General features: G+C 33.8%; 19 protein-coding genes, 1 tRNA gene and 1 pseudogene. 17 read left to right on the forward strand and 4 right to left on the reverse strand.

Translation table 11 applies throughout. From position 1 onward, the window contains the following. Nucleotides 1–89 precede the first annotated feature (89 nt). Entirely contained in the window at nt 90–578 is a 489-nt protein-coding gene (locus tag ACR1PN_RS01790; protein WP_433978624.1) for a hypothetical protein, read from the reverse strand. A gap of 105 nt (nt 579–683) precedes the next feature. Here ACR1PN_RS01790 and ACR1PN_RS01795 point away from each other — a divergent pair, with 105 nt between their 5' ends. The 8 genes from ACR1PN_RS01795 to ACR1PN_RS01830 all read left to right on the forward strand — a co-directional run bounded on the left by ACR1PN_RS01795 (nt 684) and on the right by ACR1PN_RS01830 (nt 7,029). Further along, nucleotides 684–1,835: an ABC transporter ATP-binding protein gene (locus ACR1PN_RS01795; protein WP_433978625.1), complete on the forward strand. Its 1,152-nt coding sequence runs from the start codon at nt 684–686 to the stop codon at nt 1,833–1,835. A 20-nt stretch (nt 1,836–1,855) separates the two neighbouring features. Continuing rightward, nucleotides 1,856–3,733 (forward strand): hypothetical protein, encoded by a 1,878-nt coding sequence (locus ACR1PN_RS01800; protein ID WP_433978626.1) that lies wholly within the window; start codon nt 1,856–1,858, stop codon nt 3,731–3,733. A gap of 67 nt (nt 3,734–3,800) precedes the next feature. Continuing rightward, nucleotides 3,801–4,325 carry a Crp/Fnr family transcriptional regulator gene (locus tag ACR1PN_RS01805; RefSeq protein ID WP_433978627.1) on the forward strand — a complete coding sequence of 175 codons (525 nt, stop codon included), beginning with the start codon at nt 3,801–3,803 and terminating at the stop codon, nt 4,323–4,325. A gap of 54 nt (nt 4,326–4,379) precedes the next feature. Continuing rightward, nucleotides 4,380–4,919 (forward strand): DinB family protein, encoded by a 540-nt coding sequence (locus ACR1PN_RS01810; protein ID WP_433978628.1) that lies wholly within the window; start codon nt 4,380–4,382, stop codon nt 4,917–4,919. A gap of 203 nt (nt 4,920–5,122) precedes the next feature. Then, nucleotides 5,123–5,725 carry a DUF2911 domain-containing protein gene (locus tag ACR1PN_RS01815; protein WP_433978629.1) on the forward strand — a complete coding sequence of 201 codons (603 nt, stop codon included), beginning with the start codon at nt 5,123–5,125 and terminating at the stop codon, nt 5,723–5,725. 2 nt (nt 5,726–5,727) lie between these two features. Then, entirely contained in the window at nt 5,728–6,258 is a 531-nt protein-coding gene (locus tag ACR1PN_RS01820) for a GNAT family N-acetyltransferase (protein ID WP_378172550.1), read from the forward strand. Nucleotides 6,259–6,419: 161 nt separating this feature from the next. After that, a complete protein-coding gene (locus tag ACR1PN_RS01825) occupies nt 6,420–6,788 on the forward strand; it encodes a cupin domain-containing protein (protein ID WP_433978630.1) in 369 nt (122 codons plus the stop codon). A gap of 4 nt (nt 6,789–6,792) precedes the next feature. Further along, the gene (locus tag ACR1PN_RS01830; protein WP_378172542.1) at nt 6,793–7,029 is read left to right on the forward strand and encodes a hypothetical protein; all 237 of its coding nucleotides are present in this window, start codon (nt 6,793–6,795) and stop codon (nt 7,027–7,029) included. Between the two features lie 27 nt (nt 7,030–7,056). Here ACR1PN_RS01830 and ACR1PN_RS01835 read toward each other — a convergent pair whose 3' ends face one another. Both ACR1PN_RS01835 and ACR1PN_RS01840 read right to left on the reverse strand, forming a co-directional pair. Then, nucleotides 7,057–7,800, reverse strand: coding sequence for a dienelactone hydrolase family protein (locus ACR1PN_RS01835; protein WP_433978631.1), 744 nt, complete (start codon nt 7,798–7,800; stop codon nt 7,057–7,059). Between the two features lie 190 nt (nt 7,801–7,990). Next, the gene (locus ACR1PN_RS01840) at nt 7,991–8,422 is read right to left on the reverse strand and encodes a type I restriction enzyme HsdR N-terminal domain-containing protein (RefSeq protein WP_433978632.1); all 432 of its coding nucleotides are present in this window, start codon (nt 8,420–8,422) and stop codon (nt 7,991–7,993) included. 7 nt (nt 8,423–8,429) lie between these two features. On the opposite strand from ACR1PN_RS01840, the gene holA reads away from it, so the two are divergent. The 9 genes and pseudogenes from holA to ACR1PN_RS01885 form a co-directional block, all read left to right on the forward strand. Further along, entirely contained in the window at nt 8,430–9,467 is a 1,038-nt protein-coding gene (holA, locus tag ACR1PN_RS01845; protein WP_433978633.1) for a DNA polymerase III subunit delta, read from the forward strand. A gap of 288 nt (nt 9,468–9,755) precedes the next feature. Beyond that, nucleotides 9,756–10,850, forward strand: coding sequence for a hypothetical protein (locus tag ACR1PN_RS01850; RefSeq protein ID WP_433978634.1), 1,095 nt, complete (start codon nt 9,756–9,758; stop codon nt 10,848–10,850). Nucleotides 10,851–10,969: 119 nt separating this feature from the next. Then, complete coding sequence (gene trxB, locus ACR1PN_RS01855; protein WP_378172524.1) at nt 10,970–11,911, forward strand: thioredoxin-disulfide reductase; 942 nt, start codon at nt 10,970–10,972, stop codon at nt 11,909–11,911. A gap of 218 nt (nt 11,912–12,129) precedes the next feature. After that, nucleotides 12,130–12,217, forward strand: a tRNA-Ser gene (locus ACR1PN_RS01860). 250 nt (nt 12,218–12,467) lie between these two features. After that, nucleotides 12,468–13,679 carry a site-specific integrase gene (locus tag ACR1PN_RS01865; RefSeq protein WP_433978635.1) on the forward strand — a complete coding sequence of 404 codons (1,212 nt, stop codon included), beginning with the start codon at nt 12,468–12,470 and terminating at the stop codon, nt 13,677–13,679. A gap of 145 nt (nt 13,680–13,824) precedes the next feature. After that, entirely contained in the window at nt 13,825–14,934 is a 1,110-nt protein-coding gene (locus tag ACR1PN_RS01870) for a glycosyltransferase (RefSeq protein WP_433978636.1), read from the forward strand. Continuing rightward, nucleotides 14,927–16,030: a UDP-galactopyranose mutase gene (glf, locus tag ACR1PN_RS01875; RefSeq protein WP_433978637.1), complete on the forward strand. Its 1,104-nt coding sequence runs from the start codon at nt 14,927–14,929 to the stop codon at nt 16,028–16,030. The genes ACR1PN_RS01870 and glf overlap by 8 nt, the downstream gene beginning before the upstream one ends. Further along, a complete protein-coding gene (locus ACR1PN_RS01880; RefSeq protein WP_433978638.1) occupies nt 16,020–17,213 on the forward strand; it encodes a hypothetical protein in 1,194 nt (397 codons plus the stop codon). The genes glf and ACR1PN_RS01880 overlap by 11 nt, the downstream gene beginning before the upstream one ends. Nucleotides 17,214–17,471: 258 nt before the next feature. Next, nucleotides 17,472–17,897, forward strand: a pseudogene (locus ACR1PN_RS01885) (ferritin-like domain-containing protein); the annotation flags it as partial. Nucleotides 17,898–18,096: 199 nt separating this feature from the next. Here ACR1PN_RS01885 and ACR1PN_RS01890 read toward each other — a convergent pair. After that, a complete protein-coding gene (locus ACR1PN_RS01890) occupies nt 18,097–18,720 on the reverse strand; it encodes a DNA-3-methyladenine glycosylase (RefSeq protein WP_433978639.1) in 624 nt (207 codons plus the stop codon). Nucleotides 18,721–18,825 lie beyond the last annotated feature (105 nt).

The following is an 18,825-nucleotide window of genomic DNA, read 5'->3' on the forward strand; positions in this document are numbered from 1 at the left end:
TTTTTATCTAACTGATTGTCTTCTGCAAATTGGTCACTATAAATTAAACCACCTGAATATCCTGACTGTAAAAGAAAATAGGCTTCCTGCTATTTGTCTTCAACCACATTATCTGCGGCGATAAAATATTGTCCGTTTTTTTCCAAAAGATTTATGGCTTGATAACCTTTTAAATCAGGCTCCTTATCGTAGGTTACAAATTGGCTATGATCATAGTCGATTTTGAAATATTTATCTTTAAAAATTCCGGTTCCTATCTTACCGTCAGATTCATGTCCAGAAAATTCATTATCAAAAAACAGGATATTTTCGTATTTTTTGTTTCCGATTTGAACGACATTTCCGTTACTCATTTCATTGGTGAATTTTATGTGGTCTGCTTTCCGGGTTCTCTGTGGAGAGATAGAACATTCTTCCATTGCAATCTGAAACATCAGATGAAGCGAATCTTTATTATTTACCAGGGTTTTTACAATGATGTTATTGTGCTTGGTCAATCTGAAAGGAATAATTTCCTGAGCAGTAACCGTAATAAAACCTACAATAAATGATAAACCGAAGACTGATTTTGTAAACATTTTTAAAAGACAAATTTCATCAAATATAATCAATAAATTTATCTCTATAAATTGACATAAATTATTCTTGAATTTTATTTATATTAGATTTATTAAATAAAACAAATGACCAAACATCAACATCGTGTGAACGAAGTTCATCGTTTCTTCGACAATAGAGATACCGTTCTGGGATTCAGAAAACTGCTCGATTGTGCTATGGATACACAAGATATGGCTATTTATAAGGAAGCGATTGAATTGACAGACTGGAAAGAAAAGTATCCTGTATATACCGAAGAGTTGATTGAAAAATCAAAAAATCTTCTTCAGAAAATTGAAAAAATTCCCGTTCAGGAACATTCTTTGGAGAAATCTGTACTGCGGGCAAGAAATATTCTGAAATCTTACGGAAGCAACCGTTTTTCGTTAGGGCCGGTTTCCGTGGAAATCAATAAAGGGCAGGTTTATGGTTTGGTAGGAGAGAACGGAAATGGGAAAACAACACTTTTAAGAATTTTAGCTAAAGAAATTTCTTTTAACGAAGGTGAACTTAATTATTCTTTCAATACTGAACCAAAAGATGAATACAATCTGCGTACAAAATTGGTTTATATTCCGCAACGTACCGAAAAATGGTATGGAAGTCTGAAGGATAATCTTAAGTTTGTTCTTGCAAATTACGCCGTAAAACCTGAAGAAAATGAAATCAGAACTTTAATGATGATTGCCCGGCTCGGATTGTGGAATTACAAACATCTGAAATGGAATGAACTTTCTTCCGGGTACAAAATGCGTTTTGAACTGGCAAGAACACTTCTCCGAAAGCCTGAAATTTTGTTACTGGATGAACCGTTGGCGAATCTGGATGTTCTGGCACAACAGGTGATTCTGGAAGATTTGAAATCAATCGCCAATTCAGTCAACAACCCGATTGCTTTGATTTTGAGTTCACAACAATTATATGAAGTGGAAAAGATTTCTGATAAAGTAATTTTCCTTAAAAATGGGCAGTACAAAGATAATTCCGAGCTTCAGAATACGGAAAACGGGCATTTAATTATAGAAATTGATACGGCTGAATCGCGTGAAAAATTACTGGAAGTTTTCAAAGATTTCAATCTCGAAAAACTGAATTTCAACGGTGGAGTTTATGTTGCTTATTTTTCGCCAGAAACTGCATTTTATGATGTGATTTCTGCTTTGGGAAGTGCCAAAACAGAGATGGTGTATATCCGGAATATTTCGTCTTCCACAAGAAGGTTTTTCGTTAATTAATCTTCATTAATTCAATTAAAATGCAAAAACTCAATAAATTCAATCAATTTCTGCTTGAAAAATATCCTACCATCTGGAATACCAAAATTGTATGGATGCTTTTGGCTGCTTTAGCGGCACACATTATCTTTTTTGTGATTGGTTATCTTTCTCACATTGACCCGATTTCGCTTCAGAAATATAGTGTAAAAAATGATTATTTTCAGGATGGTGTCATCTTTATTCATCTTATTATTTCAATCTTATTGCTTGTAGGATGGCTTTTGATGATGTTTAAGAACAATGCGTTCAAAAATTTTTATCCCTCTTCAAAAGGAAAGCTGTTTGGTCAGTTTGTACAGTATTTTATAATTATCTTTTCTTGTACGACATTTTATTTTTCTTACATGACGGGTTTCAGAATGTTTATCAACAATAAATATTCAGATAAAGAAATGGCAAAAAATATAGATGTCATTAACCGTGCAATACCTTTTCTCTCTCAAAATATTGAAGATTACACGCTGGAAAACAGATTATATCCTAAACCTTTTTATGATCTTTATTGCGAAACAAATGTTGACCATGCGGTACGGGATAAGAAGTATTTTGTGTATTATAACCGTGTTTATCAGTTTTATACAATATATTCTAAAACTTCATACAAAAAGGATAAAAAGAATCAGTTTATAGTACCTGAACCTGAAAGGTCGGCAAAAACACCGGAAGCCTACAGTGAACAGACAGAAAATTCTAAAGTTTTTTACTTCAAAAAAGATGTTGTAGATCTTTCACCTTATATTAAAACTACAAAACCGAGTTATTACAATTTCTCAAACTTGTTTTACGATTATGATTTTTCAAATCAATATTCGTATACAGATATTGATTATGATAAGGATTATCCTGATTTTGTATTAAAAAAGAGAAAAGCAATTATCAATGAAAAAACGGCAAAGCTTTTAAATAAGAAAAATCCTGCTGAACTTGAAAAACTTCTGACAGACTTTATCAATATTTCAAAAGAATTTAAAGTTAAGAATAATCTGGATGCAAAAATCTGGACAAAAATGATTTATACGCCGAATAATTCTGATTTTGAGGTAAGATATTTTTTTAAGGATTACGAACCGGGAAAAGATACTGATGATGGTTATTCTGCTGTTGATGAAGTTCAGACAGCTGCAGTGTACGCGGATTCTGCTGCTGCAACAGTGGACGGTGACGGAAGAATTGTGGATGACAGCATCAAAATAAAAGCTTTCAACCCGGAAATCAACAAACAGCTTTCGCCGGATCAGTACTTTAAAAATAATCTTACGAACTATTATTATAAAACTGAGAGCATGAAAGATTTGCTGAAAAATGTTGATTCTGTGAAGAAAGAAGACTTTTTTTCTGAGAATATTCATATATATCTATGGATCGCATTCTTTTTATCAACCTTCATTTTCAGCTTCAGAATTACTGGGTTGAAATCTTTGCTTTTCAGCGTAATCAGCGCGGGGATTTTGGTGCTGTCTGTTGTTTTACTTACTGTTTTCTATTCATTTTCTTTAAGCGGAAAAGAAGAATATTTTGCTTCTCATCTTACCCTTTTAGTAGGCCTTATCATATTACTGATTCCATTAACGATGATAAACAGATTCAGAAAACTGATCTCTTCTATCTTTGTTAATATTTCAATGAATGGTTTTGTACTTTTTGTATTTTTAATATTTGCCATTATTACAATGTATCAGAGAGATGCTTGTGGCGGAACAGTTTACAACCCTGAGACAGGAGAGGCATACGAAAACTGTAGTACAATTATGGAATCTCTTGGTTTTGGCCTGAGTTATATTATTTTAATTTTAGGGTTTATTTTTATGTATTTCTATACTGCCATCCTTCAGAAATGGAAAGCATTGCCGGAATAGATTTCTTTTATAATTTTCAAGCCTCATATATTTTTATGAGGTTTTTATTTAATTTAAAATTCAGATTGTGAATATTATTCAGACTCTGCTTAATGCAGATTTGTTTCAAAAGAAGAAAGTCATCAACAGACATCATTTTCTTACGCTGGAAGGCGATATCGATAGCAATATTTATTTTATTGAAAAAGGAAGTTTACGGATTTTTATCAGAGATGAAGATCAGGAAAGAGTCATCCGTTTTGGTTATAAAGAGAATATCATTGTATGTCTTGACTCGTTTTTATCTGAAAAACCAACTGATTTTTATATTCAGGCAATTAAGAAAACCGAAATAAAAGTTGCCTCAAAAAAGGACTTCTACAAATTCATTACTTCTTCAAATGAGAATTTAAATTTATGGACGGCTATTTTGGAAGATTTAGTTTTGCAACAGATTGAAAGAGAAAAAGACTTATTAGTCAATTCTCCGAAAGAACGTTACGACAGAGTCTTAAAAAGAAGCCCGCAGCTATTTCAGGAAATTCCAAATAAACATATTGCCAATTATTTAAGGATGAGTCCGGAAACTTTATCAAGGCTTAAAAAATCTTGACTCTAATCAATATTTATTGTTTTTTGAAACAGGAAATTTGCCATAAAAATAAATATGAAGATCGCAACAAAGCAATTGATATATGATTTGAAAAAGATAACAGAAGAAAATCTACATTTTGCTGAAAATCTTTTAAATAAATCGGATGAGATGCTCAATTTCAGACTTTCAGAAAAAAGTTGGAGCATTTTGGAGTGTCTGGAACATCTGAATCGTTACGGTAAATTTTACATTCCTGAAATAAGTAAACGATTACAAAATTCCAATATCAAACCAACAGAAATCTTCAGTTCGGGAACTTTAGGAAATTATTTTGCAAACAGTATGCTGCCAAAAGAAAATTTTAAAAAAATGAAAACCTTTAAATCAATGAATCCCATTCACAGCAATCTGGATAGAAGTATTTTAAATGAATTTATTTCTCAGCAGAAGCAAATGATCCATCTTTTGAATAATGCTGAAAATGTTGATTTAAATAAAACAAAAACAAGCATTACTATTTCTAATTTCATTAAATTAAAACTTGGTGATACCTTCCGTTTTGTAGTTTACCATAACCTGAGACACATTGAACAGGCAAAAAGAAATCTTTAATTTTATGAACTTTGCTGAGTAAAATCGAAGATTCGACGGACTCAAACACCTCAGCGAACAAAAATATACAGAACAATATTAAAAAAAGTTTTTGCGAGCATTACGTTAAAATAAAAATCAGCATTTTAATTTAACAAAATTTATCAAAGTCGAAAAGTGATTTTTGAACTCGATTTTGTAATTTTAGGCAAAATTTAAAAAAAGTGAAAAAATTATTATTCGCAGTTTGCATATCGGTTTCGGCTTTAAGTTTTGCACAGGATTATTCGGTACCGGCAGCAAGTCCGCGTCAGAAAGTAGAGCAGCAGTTTTCAATGTCGAAAATCACTGTCGATTATGGTAGACCAGGAGTAAAAGGTCGTAAAATCTTCGGAGAACTGGTTCCTTACGGACAGGTTTGGAGAGCGGGAGCAAATTCATCAACAAAAATTACATTTGGTCAGTCTGTAAATTTCGGTGGAAAAGTGGTTCCTGCGGGAACTTACGGTTTGTTTATTGTACCGACAGAAAAAGAATGGAAAGTAATTCTAAATAAAGATTTTCAGCAGTGGGGAGCTTATACATACGATCCAAAACAAGATGTGGTTGATGTAACGGTTCCTGTAAATAAATTAGCTGACAAGCAGGAGTGGTTTGAAATTACTTTGAATCCTACAGACGAAAATTCCGGTAATTTGGTTATCAAATGGGATATGGCTCAAGCTGAAGTTGCTTTGAAACCGGCAAAACTGGACGCGGTAAATAAGATTTCTGAAAAATTAAAAGAAATCAAAAAAATCGAATCAGATTCTAATAAAAAAGGATAAAAATGAATTTTTCAATTCAACCTGAATTAGAAAACGAAAAATATCAATTAATCCCCTTATCACAAGGGGATTTTGAGTCTTTATACGAAGTGGCCTCCGATCCGAAAGTTTGGGAACAACATCCGAATAAAGACCGATATAAAAGAGAGGTTTTTGAAAACTTTTTTAAAGGTGCGGTTGAAAGCAAAGGTGCTTTTAAAATTGTTGAAAAAGAAACCGGAGAGGTTTTGGGAAGCACCCGTTTTTATGATTTTGATGAAAATAAGAACAGTATTTTCATCGGATATACGTTTTACGGAACAAAATCTTGGGGGAAAGGAATTAATCCTCAGATCAAAAAAATGATGCTCGATTATATTTTTCAGTTCGTTGATACGGTTCATTTTCACATCGGAAAAGAAAATTATCGTTCCCAAATTGCATTAGAAAGGCTAGGCGGAAAAAAGATTGCGGAAGAAGAAGTAGCTTATTTCGGTGAACCGACAAGAACTAATTTTGTGTACGAAATCAAAAATGAGGATTATTTTAATTAAATATTTCTCGCAGATTTTGCTGATTGAGCAGACTGTAAAATATCTGTATTGAAAAAAAAACTTTTTAAGCTCATATAAGTAAAACGGCTCTGTGAAACTTAAAAAAAGTTAGTAGTCAAAAAACTCTGTGAACTTTGTGTTCAAAAATATTTAAATTAAACATGAAAAAATATAAAATCCAAAAATCACCATTTTTCGTTCCCACCACAGATGGAAAATTAATAGAAGAGCACTGGGGAAATTCTACCCAGAATTCAAATATTTCTATTGCTCATATGGTTGCTCCGCCAAATTGGAGCGAACCGCATCAGACTCCCGAATTTGATGAATTTACCATCATTATTTCAGGTAAAAAGCAATTTGAGATTGACGGCGAAAATGTTGTTTTAGAAGAAGGACAAAGTATTTTAATTGAAAAAGGAGCCAGAATCCGTTACAGCAATCCGTTTTCAGAACCTTGCGAATATCTTGCGATTTGTCTTCCTGCTTTTTCGATGGAATTGGTCAACAGAGAATCAGAAAATAATTAAAAATATGGGATTATTAGTCTGTCCGAAATGTAAAGAACGTTCATTTACCTGGTTCGTCGGTGGGAAATATGGTCTCACAATCTGGAGCTGTTTCGATTGTGATTATGATGCAAAAGAAGTCGAGAACAATAAGTCTATTTGTGAAAACTGTGAAGAGGTTGCAAAAATCAAGTTAAAAGATAAAGAAAAGGAATATTGCTGGTGTTTTAGTTGTAATACAATCAACGATATAAAAAAATAACCTCAATCATTTGAGGCTATTTTTATTTTATTTCAAAATTTCTTTTAAGAACAAGAGGGTGTGATTCCACGCTCTTTTTGCCATCACTTCATTATAGTCAGGAGATTTTGGGTCTGTAAAGGTATGCTTTGAATTGGCATAAGTAATAATTTGCCAGTCTGCTTTACCATCATTCATTTCTTTGATCAGATTATTGTAATCTTCAGGCGTCACACTTTTATCTTCTGCAGGATTTTCTACTAAAATTTTAGTTGAAATAACTTCATTTGGTCTTGACTGGTCTTTCCCGATACTTCCATGGATAGAAACAACACCGGCAACAGGCAATTTTCCTCTTGCTGATTCCAAAGCACCGGTTCCGCCAAAACAATATCCGATAACCGCAATTTTATCTGAAATTGCCCCGTTTTTCTTTAATTGTTCTAAAGCTAATGAAATTCTTTTCTGATAAGCTGCATAATCTTTTTTATAAAACCCAGCGGTTTTTGCCGCTGAAGCATTGTCGGCCGGAATATTTCCCTCTCCATAAATGTCTGCAATAAATGCGATATACCCTTGCTTTTCCAAATCGGCAGCTGCTGTTTTTGCTTCGTCGTCAATTCCTTTCCATGCAGGAAGAATAAGAACTCCGGGAAGTTTTTTTCCGGCATTCGATGTAACCAATCCGTTAAGTTTTTGCGAACCGTCCTGATAAGAAACAGGTTTTAATTTCTGACTGAAAACTGTTGCCGAAGAAAATAAAAGTGTGGATAATAATATTGAACGTATCATATTTTGTTATTTAATTGAACACAAATTTCACTAATGCTTTTCACAAGTCACACCGACAATTATTGTGAAATTCGGGTGAAAAATTTGTGTTTTTTGTGGTTAAGTAACGAAGTTAATAAAATAACTCAAAATGAGTATGAATAGAATGTTATTTATCTTTTATAAAAAATTCTCAACTTAGGTCTTAACCCTAATCTGGTTTATAAAACTGATACTGCCCATCTTCATAAAAAGCATTAATATGCTGCAAACCATTCGTCAAAATAATCTCTGTTGCTCCGATAATGGAATTGTATCTCGCTGTCTGTTCAAATGTTTTTTCCGTTAATTTAATTTGTGGAGCTTTGCATTCAATCAGAATTTTAGGCTGTGCTTTTTCGGTAATTAAAAGATCAATTCTTTTTGTTAAACCATTTAAAACAATCTTTTTTTCAGTAATTAAAGCAGATGTAGAGTATGATTTTACAGTAAGATAATAGTGAATCCAATGCTGTCTTACCCATTCTTCAGGCGTGAGCAAAAGGTAAGTTTTACGAACCAAATCATAAATAAAAAACTTATCTTTGTCTTTCTTGAATTTAAAATCAAAAGTTTCCTGAAAGTTCAGTTTTGGAAGTTCCATTTATACGATGAAAGAATTAGATTTAATCCTCAAAAATATTAAAAATAAAGAAGTTTTACCGATTTATTTTTTCCACGGAGAAGAACCTTACTTTATTGATGTTGCTGTAAAAGCCCTTGAATACGATTTTTTAGAAGAAGACGAAAAAGCTTTCAACCAAACGGTAACCTACGGAAAAGATACAACCTATCAGGAAATTCTTTCTTTGGCTCGACAGTTTCCGATGATGGGCGACAAACAGGTGATTATCGTAAAAGAAGCACAGGATTTAAAGCTGAATGACGATGAAAGCAAAGCTTTGGAAGCCTATGTTGAAAATCCTGTTCCGTCCACTGTTTTGGTTTTTGCACACAAACACAAGAAATTAGATAGCCGTAAAAAGGTAACAAAGTCTTTAGATAAAGCCAATGCACTTTTTCTGAGTGAATCGATAAGAGATAATAACCTCCCGAAATGGATTGCCGATGAATGTATTAAATTAAACATCAAAACCGCACCGAATATTTCTCATCTTCTTGCTGAGTATCTTGGAAACGACCTGTCCAGAATTGCCAACGAGCTCGGAAAACTGAAAATCATCCTTAAAGAAGGACAAATCTTAGACGGAACCGTGGTTGAAAACCACATCGGAATCAGTAAGGAATACAATGTTTTTGAGCTTCAAAAAGCTTTAGGAACAAAAAATGCTAATGCAGCATTCAGAATTGCTCATTTTATGGGTAAAAATCCTAAAAACAACCCGTTTGTAATGATGATGGCGAGTCTGTACAGCTATTTCTCAAATATCATTATTTACAATACGATGATTAATCAACCGCCGCAGGTTATTGCTTCCCAGATGGGTGTCAATCCTTATTTTATAAAAGATTATGCGGAGGCAGCGCGATTATATCCTTTAAAACATGCAACCCGAGTGATTTCTATTTTAAGGGAATTTGATATGAAAGGTAAGGGGTTGGGTGCAGTAAATATGGATGATTCTGAACTAATTAAAGAATTGGTTTACAAAATTATCAATGTGGATAAGATTAAGATGAAAGTGTAAAAGTAAATCGTGACAAGGTCAATTTTGCTTAGCAAGTGAATTTTTCATTGAGGTGAAAATTTGATTACTTCGAAAGTTATTTTAAACTTCTGTTTTGGCAACAATTTGACTACGTCGAAAGTCATTTTTTATATATTTTTACAATGGCGACTTTTCCGCCCTCCGTTCCCGCTTTTTTGCTTCCACTGCGTTGCAGCAAAAAGAGCTCCACTCAGGTCGGGCCGCAATGTTGTGATCATTTAAAAGTTTCGTTTAATATTGATAGGTTTTAGTTGTAAAAAATTAAATATGAGAAGTCTATATACACTGGTTTTAGTTCTATTATTTCATTTTTCTTATTCACAATTCAGAATAAAATCAATTTCTCCTGCCATAAATCAGCAAGATTCATTCAATGCTAAAATTATTGAAACTCTTGAAGAATTTTTAGAAACAAAAGATCCTAAATTTTGGCTTGATTCAGACTTTAAAAGATTCAAATCTCCTTACTACGAAATTATCGGTATTGAGAGCGGAAAATTAGGAAATAATTTTTATCAACCGTCAGTTATGGAAATAATCCCAACAGACGAAAATGATAAAAGAATTGTAAAAATAGCTTTTATCGGATATAACTCGGAAACAAGATCCAATCTTATAAAAGCAATCTATAATGTAATCGCTGTAAAAAAAGGAGACAGAGTTTTCTTTAGTAAATATATTGATTACGCAACAAAAAACTGGAAAATTAAAAATGAGGATAATGTAACTTATTATATTTCACCAAATAAAAATTATAATATTGCCGAAGCTGAAGCACAAAAAAAAGACATTCATATGCTTTCAGACTTTTTCGGAGCTGAAAAATTTCCTATTACATATTATTCAACAATTTCTCCCGAAGAAGTGTTTAAATTGAAAGGTTTTGATTATCATCCGATGATGTATGCTGATAAATCTGGCGGATTTGCAGAAGGTTATAACATTATTTTTTCAGGAAATAACTCAGAATATTATACCCACGAACTTGTTCATTTATTTACATCAAAACTCTTCCCTAAAATAAATCCCTATTTTGATGAAGGAATTGCCACTTATTTTGGAGGAAGCGGAAAGTTTGATTATAAATGGCAGAAAGAAAAATTGAAAAATTTTCTGACAGAAAATCCTGGTTTTGATGCTTTTGAACACTTAGACATCTACGAAAGATTATTTTTTGAAAAGGAAACACCAATTCCTTATGTAATTTCAGCTGTTTTGTGTGAAATGATCATTTCTAAATTTGGTAAAGAAAAATTGTTTATGGTTTTAAAAAGTGGAAATTCAGTAGAAGAGGATCTCAAAATTTTGAATTTGAATAAAAATAATATGAATTATGAATTGAGGAAGTTTCTAGAAAATTAAAAACGGTTAAATCGTTCATTGACATTCGACATATTAAATATTGACAACTATCATTAAATTTACTTTAATTAAACATTAAAAATTACGAAATTAGCACCCTTGAAATTGATTAATAAATTATGGAGCAAAATATTTTAGATTGTGTGATCGTTGGATCGGGACCCTCAGGTTTTACAGCGGCAATTTACGCAGCAAGAGCAGACTTAAAACCTGAATTATATACAGGTCTTGAACCGGGAGGACAATTAACAACAACAACAGAAGTTGATAATTTTCCGGGTTATCCTGCAGGAATTACAGGTCCTGAAATGATGATGGATCTTCAGAAACAAGCTGAAAGATTCGACACAAAAGTGCATTACGAAATGATTACCAAAGCTGAATTTTCAAAAGAAGTGGGTGGTATTCATAAATTATATGCGGGGAACAAAGAGATTTTTGCTAAATCTGTAATTATTTCTACAGGAGCTACTGCAAAATATTTAGGTCTTGATGACGAGAAAAAATATAATGGAGGAGGAGTTTCTGCATGCGCAACCTGTGACGGATTTTTTTACAGAGGAAAAGATGTAGTCGTTGTCGGAGCAGGAGATACTGCGGCTGAAGAAGCTACTTACTTGGCTAAATTGGTAAATAAAGTAACCATGCTGGTAAGAAAAGACGAGTTCAGAGCTTCAAAAGCAATGGTTCACAGAGTGGAAAACACTCCGAATATCGAAGTGAAATTTCATCATGAATTAATTGGAATTGAAGGTGAAAACAATTTGGTAGAAAGAGCTGTTGTCATTAACAATCAGACTCAGGAAAAATCGACGATTGATGTACACGGAATTTTCATCGCCATCGGTCACAAGCCAAATACCGATATTTTCGCAGGTCAAATTGATCTGGATGAAAACGGATATATCGTTACTGAAAAAGGTTCTTCAAGAACAAATCTTCCGGGCGTTTTTGCTGCAGGAGATGTTCAGGATCATATCTACAGACAGGCAATTACGGCTGCAGGAAGCGGATGTATGGCGGCAATGGATGCTGAAAAATATTTAGCAGAATTACATTAGCAAATTTCCCTATTTTAGATATTCAGGCATCTCGAAAGAGATGCTTTTTTGTTTAATATTGTTTGTTTTGTCTGTTGTAGAAATTAATCAATAAAAATAATTCCCTTGATTTATAGTTGATTATTAAGTTTTGTTAAAATTTATCCTTAAAATGTTTTGCAATCAGCGAAAAACACTTTATATTTGCACCACTGAAAACGAGAAATCGTAGCAAGTAAGGAGAGTTGGCAGAGTGGTCGATTGCGGCAGTCTTGAAAACTGTTGACTGTAACAGGTCCGGGGGTTCGAATCCCTCACTCTCCGCCATTGGGGAAACCAAAATAAGCTAAAACGCTGTAAACATCAATGTTTACAGCGTTTTTTGTTTTAGCGCAGTATCAAAATAAAACAAAAAAGGCCATAATAAAAGTGACCTATTCAGTGACCAATCAAGAAAATATCAAAATAGGTCACTGAAATCTTTGGAAAGCCTGACCAATAGGCAGTCTAACGATTGTACATCTTGCAAAAAGTGGTAACAAAAAGTAAATTATTAAACCATTAAAGTTATCACATTATGAACAAAACATTCAACCTTTTACTCTACATCAAAAAGAATAAAATCAGAACAAACGGAACCGCTCCTATCTATTTACGAATCACAATAGATGGCAAGGCAGCAGAGATTGCGGCTAAAAGGTATATCGACCCTAAGAAGTGGAATAATAAAGCACAGAAAGCTATAGGTAATAGCCAAGAAATTAAGACACTGAACTCTTATCTTAAAACGTTAGAACAGCAAGTATATGATTTCCACTTTTTAATGCTGAAAGAAGAAATTGTTGTTAGTGCAGAGAGTTTAAAATCTAAACTGCTTGGAACGGATATTGAAAAAAGAATGCTTATTCCCATATTCCAGGAGCATAATGACAAAGTGGAAGCTTTGGTCGGTCAGGATTTTGCTCCCGGAACACTGGAACGTTACAAAACATCTTTAAAGCATACCCAGGAATTCATTTATTGGAAATACAAAGTTTCTGATATTGATATCACGCAAATAGATCACGGTTTTGTCAGTGATTATGATTTCTGGCTACGCAGTGTCCGTAAATGCGCAAACAATACCGCTGTGAAATACCTCAAAAATTTCAAAAAGATCATTCGTTTGTGTATGGCGCACGGTTGGATCACCAAAGATCCTTTTCTCGGCTATAAAGCAAAAATAAAAGCTGTGGAACGTCCTTATCTTACCAAAGAAGAAATTCAGATGATCTACGAAAAGGAATTTACATCAGACCGGTTGAATCAGGTTCGCGACATTTTTCTTTTCAGTTGCTACACCGGTCTGGCTTATGTGGATGTCAAGCAATTGTCTAAGTCTAACATAAATATCGGCGTTGATGGCGACCAATGGATTTTTACTCATCGTCAAAAGACTGATACTTCAACAAGGGTTCCCTTATTGCCCGTGGCTCAGGAAATGGTTTTAAAATATGAGAATCATCCGCAATGTGTCGATTCAGATGTTCTGTTTCCTGTTCTCAGCAATCAGAAAATGAATTCCTATCTCAAAGAAATTGCCAGCGTCTGTGGAATCAATAAAGATCTGACGTTCCATATAGCAAGACATACTTTTGCTACTACTGTTACATTGTCTAATGGCGTTCCGATTGAAAGTGTGAGTAAAATGCTTGGACATACAAATATAAAAACTACACAACAATATGCTAAAGTTTTGGATAAGAAAGTGAGTGATGATATGTTGGTTCTACGGAATAAATTTCAATAAGAGAAAAATAAGAGTTTTATATGTACTTAAATGCTAAATAATACAGTTTAAATGATTATTCCAATATGTTCTTTGTATGCTTACAGTCATAAGTTTAGGAGAAAAGTTTAGCTAAATTGTTACTACAAAACCAAATTACATAATTATGCAGCATCTACTCTGTTTTAGTCATCTATCGTGGAACTTCGTCTATCAAAGACCTCAACACCTTCTCACAAGATTCGCTACTCAATACCAGGTTTTCTATTTTGAAGAACCAAAAATAGCTGAAAGGGACGAATATGTCGTCAATTTACAGGATGGTGTTTGTATCGTCCAGCTCTTAATAAAAGATCCTAGTAGTTCCGAAATCCAAGTCCAAAATCTTATTCAGAATCTTATCTCTGAATACAATATTGAAAGTTATATCAGCTGGTATTATACACCGATGGCATTACAGTTTACCGATCAATTAGCACCGGAAATCATTGTTTATGATTCTATGGATGAACTGTCTGCCTTCCGATTTGCCCCGCCTCACCTCATAGAGCTGGAAAATGAACTCTTCAGAAAAGCTGATGTTGTCTTTACAGGCGGTTACTCGCTTTTTCAGGCAAAAAAAAATCGCCACCAAAATATTCATGCAATGCCTAGCAGTATTGATAAGCATCATTTTGAGCAGGCAAGAGTACCACAGTCAGATCCATATGATCAGGAATCAATTAGTCATCCGAGACTTGGATTCTTCGGGGTCATTGATGAGCGTTTTGATATAGATCTTCTTCGAAATGTGGCTCATCTTCGTCCGGGGTGGCAGTTTGTAATTATCGGTCCGGTTGTGAAGATTGATAAAAGTGATTTACCACAAGGACATAATATTCATTATTTAGGACCAAAATCTTACACCGAGCTGCCTACATATATCGCTCACTGGGATATTGCTTTGATATTATTTGCCTTAAATGAATCAACAGAATTTATAAGTCCTACAAAAACCCCGGAATATCTTGCAGCAGGAAAACCTGTAATATCCACCGCCATTAAAGATGTTATACATCCATATGGGAATGCAGGTTTGGTAAAAATTGTTAATGGCTCAGAATCTTTTATAGAAGAGGCTGAAAAGATTTTTAGAGATAAGGATAGAGATCATTGGCTCAGAAAAGTTGATCATTTTTTGGAAAATGATTCATGGGATCATACTTTTTCTATGATGAGCACCTTAATCAATAATGTAAAGTTTAAAAACACTCAAAAACAGATAAACCATGTATGATTTTTTAATAGTAGGTTGTGGTTTTGCCGGCACTGTCCTGGCTGAACGCCTTGCCAAAGAAGGAAAGAAGATTCTTATAGTAGATAAAAGAAATCATATTGCAGGTAATGCTTATGATTTTTATAATGAAGAAGGTATTCTTATCCATAAATATGGTCCTCATATTTTTCATACGAATTCGGAGGATGTTTTTAAATATTTAAGCAAATTTACGGACTGGAGGCCCTACGAACATCGGGTTTTGGGAAGTGTTGATGGGCAGCTTGTTCCAATTCCGATTAATTTAACTACAATTAATTCTTTATATGGAAAAGAGCTTAGTTCAGATGAGGTTACAGATTTTCTTGCGTCTAAAGCTGAAAAAAGAAACCAAATACTCACTTCAGAAGATGTGGTTTTAAATGCTGTTGGAAAAGAATTGTATGAAAAGTTCTTTAAAGGCTATACAAAGAAACAGTGGGATTTGGATCCGTCCGAATTGGATGCATCTGTAACTGCACGTGTTCCGACAAGAACCAATAAAGATGACCGTTATTTTACGGATACTTTTCAGGCCATGCCCAAAAAAGGTTATACTGAAATGTTTAAAAAAATGCTGTCTCACGAGAACATAAGTATTATGTTACAAACCGATTATAATGACATTGTTGATGTAATTCCATTTAAAAAAATGATTTATACTGGTCCTATTGATTCGTATTTTGATTATTGCTACGGAAAACTGCCATATCGTTCGATCAATTTTAAGTTTGAGACATTAAATCAAGAAAACTTTCAGAAAACTGGAACTGTCAATTATCCCACTTCTAACTTGTATACCCGAATTACAGAGTTTAAACACCTAACTGGACAAAAAAATCCAAATACCACGATTGTTTACGAGTATCCAACTGCTGAAGGCGATCCTTATTATCCGATACCAAGAAAGCAGAATCAAGAAATTTACAATCAGTATAAAAAACTCTCTGAATCCCATACCGATGTTTATTTTACGGGTCGTTTAGGAACCTATAAATATTATAATATGGATCAGGTTGTTGCGCAGTCTTTAGCATTATTCAAGAAAATTAAAACAAAAGAAGAATATGTTCAGTAATGTTTCTTCTACTTTTTATAAAAATCCATTTAAAAGTTTTTTAATGGGTGGTTTTGAATGTGCGGATCATCTTAATGCATTCGGAAACAGAGTGGATCTTTTTTCAGCATCAGGACATGATATAAAACTTCGGGAAGATTACGATCTTTTAAACATACTAAAAATAAAGACTATTCGTGAAGGTATAAGGTGGAGTACAGTTGAAATCCGTCCTTATGACTATGATTGGTCAGATTTAGATTATATGATGGCTACTGCAAAAGATAACAATATCCAAATTATATGGGATATTTGCCATTTTGGCTTTCCTGATGATCTGACTCCACTTCATCCGATGTTTGCCCGTAGATTCGGTCAGCTTTGCCGGGCCTTTGTAATAAAATACAGAAATCTGGATCCTTATGGAGAATTGATTGTTACGCCAATTAATGAAGTGAGTTTTTTATCTTGGCTCGGTGGCGATGTAAGAGGAACTTCTCCATATTGTATCGGGCAAGGATGGGAGGTTAAATATGCGCTTATGAAAGCGTATATTGAGGGGATTGAGCTAATGAAGGAAGTTGATCCTTCAATAAGAATTATGCTGACAGAACCGTTGGTCAGTATTATTTCAAATAACGCATCAGACCCGGCAGCATTATTAAAAGCAGAACAAAAGCATTTCGAGCAATTTCAGGTTCATGATATCCTCTGCGGTAAAATTTGTCCTGAGTTAAGAGGTAAGCCGGAATATCTTGATATTATCGGTGTAAATTACTATTACAATAATCAATGGATTAATGAAACTCATGAAACTGTTCCGTGGGGAGAACGACCGCCTCATCCATTATACCGAAGTCTTGAGAAGCTTATAGAAACTGTATTTACAAGGTACGGAAAACCAATTATTATATCTGAAACAAGTCATCCCGGAGAAGACCGTGCAAAATGGTTAAAATCTGTAACAGAAGAATGCTTTTCTATTTTAAAAACCGGGATTCCTCTTTTAGGATGTTGTATTTACCCATTGATCGACCGGCCGGATTGGGATCATTTAGATAATTGGCATCACAGCGGGATTTGGGATATTTACGACTTATCTACAATGAAAAGAGAATTGCATCATGAAAGCTTTTTGGTTTTGCAAGATTTTTACGGAACATTATATACTGAGTTGAGTGTTGATCGTGAATTGGAGATTTAAAATTCTATAATAAACTATAATTTTTCTTCGAATTTTTAAAACTAGAAAAAATATACCACAAAGGCTCTGTGTGGCTTAATTTTCGTAATAATGAAGTACAACCAAATTAAAAATATTATGGCACAAAAAACAGAAACAAAGACAAGCACATAGTCCACTGCTTCAAACGGAAAATTAAAAACGAAAAGTGATGCAGCAGACAGTTTAAGAGATTTTCTCATTGACGGCTTAAAAGATTTATACTGAGCAGAAACCCATCTCAAAAAAGCCTTGACAAAAATGGAGAAAAATGCTACTTCTGAACAACTGAAAAAAGCAATTACTGAACATCAGATTGAAACAGAAGAGCAGATATCGCGTTTTGAGAAAGCATTTGAGGTTTTAGGCGAGAAAGCTAAAGCAGAAAAGTGTGACGCAATGGATGGTCTTATTAAGGAAGGAGAGAACATCATGAAAGAGACAGAGTCCGGTCCTGTAAGGGACGCTGGAATTATAGCTGCGGCGCAAAAAGTTGAGCATTATGAAATAGCTTCTTATGGTACCTTAATTTCTTATTGTAAGTTGCTTAAAGAAAGTGAAGCGATGAAAATTCTTCACCAGACCCTTGATGAAGAGAAAAACTGTGATTCTTTGCTCACAAAACTTGCAGTTTCGGAAATAAATCTTGAAGCATCGAAAGCATAGAGTTTTTTATAAGCACTAAAGATAGCAGCCCGACAGGCTGCTTTTTTTTTCTAATGGTCTTTAGAAGATAGTTAATCGAGCAGTTTACTTACATGCTTGATTCATTTTAATATTAACTATTTTATAATTTATGTACGCTATGCTCTGTAAATGCCAAATGTGTATATAATCAGAGCGATGTGTAGGCTACATATAAAGCTTATTGTTTTAATATTGATTTGCTTATCTTATTGCTTACATATTTTGAATCATTTATATAAAACCGTAACGGCAGAGAAGCGTGTTCCTCAGCATAGCCAACTCCTATCCTGGACACCTGCGAAATTAGAGATTCATGATAATAGATTCCATGATCTTCAATCCATATACGGTTCTTTGTTAAATTCTCTTTGTTAAAGGTCAGGTCTATTCCCAAAGCTTTTGTTAGCGATCCTGGTCCTGAAGATATTTTAGTGTTTTTTGCAGGTATTTTTCGTCTTATTTCCATTTCAGCAAGACCGTGAAATGGTTCAATACTTCTGAGTAAGACACATTTCGGATCACCTTCGCTTGAGGTAACAATATTTAGCAGGTGGTGTATTCCATAACATAAATAAATATAGGTCAAGCCACCCTTGCCATACATAGCCTCCGTTCTTGCAGTGCGACGATTTTTGTAGGCATGAGATGCCTTGTCATCAATTCCGAAGTAAGCTTCTGTTTCTGTGATAATACCGGCTGTTGTGATACCATCAATCTTTGTATAAATAATTTTACCCAAGAGATCCTTCGCCAAAAAGGTGACATCAGGATCTGTATAATAATTAGCTGTTAATTTTATCATAATGGGATAACTAATCCTTATAAAGCTGAGCAATTTCAGAGTAATTTTTAAAATCTGGATCGCTTATTCGACATAAATCAAACTATAACTTTCTTGTCGGCGTTT

It is taken from the genome of Chryseobacterium sp. RLHN22, from assembly GCF_051011795.1.
Taxonomy (GTDB): Bacteria; Bacteroidota; Bacteroidia; order Flavobacteriales; family Weeksellaceae; genus Chryseobacterium; species Chryseobacterium zhengzhouense.

Bases quoted from the DNA above. Each gene is read 5' to 3' on its own strand.
- ACR1PN_RS01790 (WP_433978624.1), bottom strand. From the start codon at position 578: ATGTTTACAAAATCAGTCTTCGGTTTATCATTTATTGTAGGTTTTATT.
- ACR1PN_RS01795 (WP_433978625.1), top strand. From the start codon at position 684: ATGACCAAACATCAACATCGTGTGAACGAAGTTCATCGTTTCTTCGAC.
- ACR1PN_RS01800 (WP_433978626.1), top strand. From the start codon at position 1,856: ATGCAAAAACTCAATAAATTCAATCAATTTCTGCTTGAAAAATATCCT.
- ACR1PN_RS01810 (WP_433978628.1), top strand. From the start codon at position 4,380: ATGAAGATCGCAACAAAGCAATTGATATATGATTTGAAAAAGATAACA.
- ACR1PN_RS01820 (WP_378172550.1), top strand. From the start codon at position 5,728: ATGAATTTTTCAATTCAACCTGAATTAGAAAACGAAAAATATCAATTA.
- ACR1PN_RS01825 (WP_433978630.1), top strand. From the start codon at position 6,420: ATGAAAAAATATAAAATCCAAAAATCACCATTTTTCGTTCCCACCACA.
- ACR1PN_RS01830 (WP_378172542.1), top strand. From the start codon at position 6,793: ATGGGATTATTAGTCTGTCCGAAATGTAAAGAACGTTCATTTACCTGG.
- ACR1PN_RS01835 (WP_433978631.1), bottom strand. From the start codon at position 7,800: ATGATACGTTCAATATTATTATCCACACTTTTATTTTCTTCGGCAACA.
- ACR1PN_RS01840 (WP_433978632.1), bottom strand. From the start codon at position 8,422: ATGGAACTTCCAAAACTGAACTTTCAGGAAACTTTTGATTTTAAATTC.
- holA (WP_433978633.1), top strand. From the start codon at position 8,430: ATGAAAGAATTAGATTTAATCCTCAAAAATATTAAAAATAAAGAAGTT.
- ACR1PN_RS01850 (WP_433978634.1), top strand. From the start codon at position 9,756: ATGAGAAGTCTATATACACTGGTTTTAGTTCTATTATTTCATTTTTCT.
- trxB (WP_378172524.1), top strand. From the start codon at position 10,970: ATGGAGCAAAATATTTTAGATTGTGTGATCGTTGGATCGGGACCCTCA.
- ACR1PN_RS01865 (WP_433978635.1), top strand. From the start codon at position 12,468: ATGAACAAAACATTCAACCTTTTACTCTACATCAAAAAGAATAAAATC.
- ACR1PN_RS01870 (WP_433978636.1), top strand. From the start codon at position 13,825: ATGCAGCATCTACTCTGTTTTAGTCATCTATCGTGGAACTTCGTCTAT.
- glf (WP_433978637.1), top strand. From the start codon at position 14,927: ATGTATGATTTTTTAATAGTAGGTTGTGGTTTTGCCGGCACTGTCCTG.
- ACR1PN_RS01880 (WP_433978638.1), top strand. From the start codon at position 16,020: ATGTTCAGTAATGTTTCTTCTACTTTTTATAAAAATCCATTTAAAAGT.
- ACR1PN_RS01890 (WP_433978639.1), bottom strand. From the start codon at position 18,720: ATGATAAAATTAACAGCTAATTATTATACAGATCCTGATGTCACCTTT.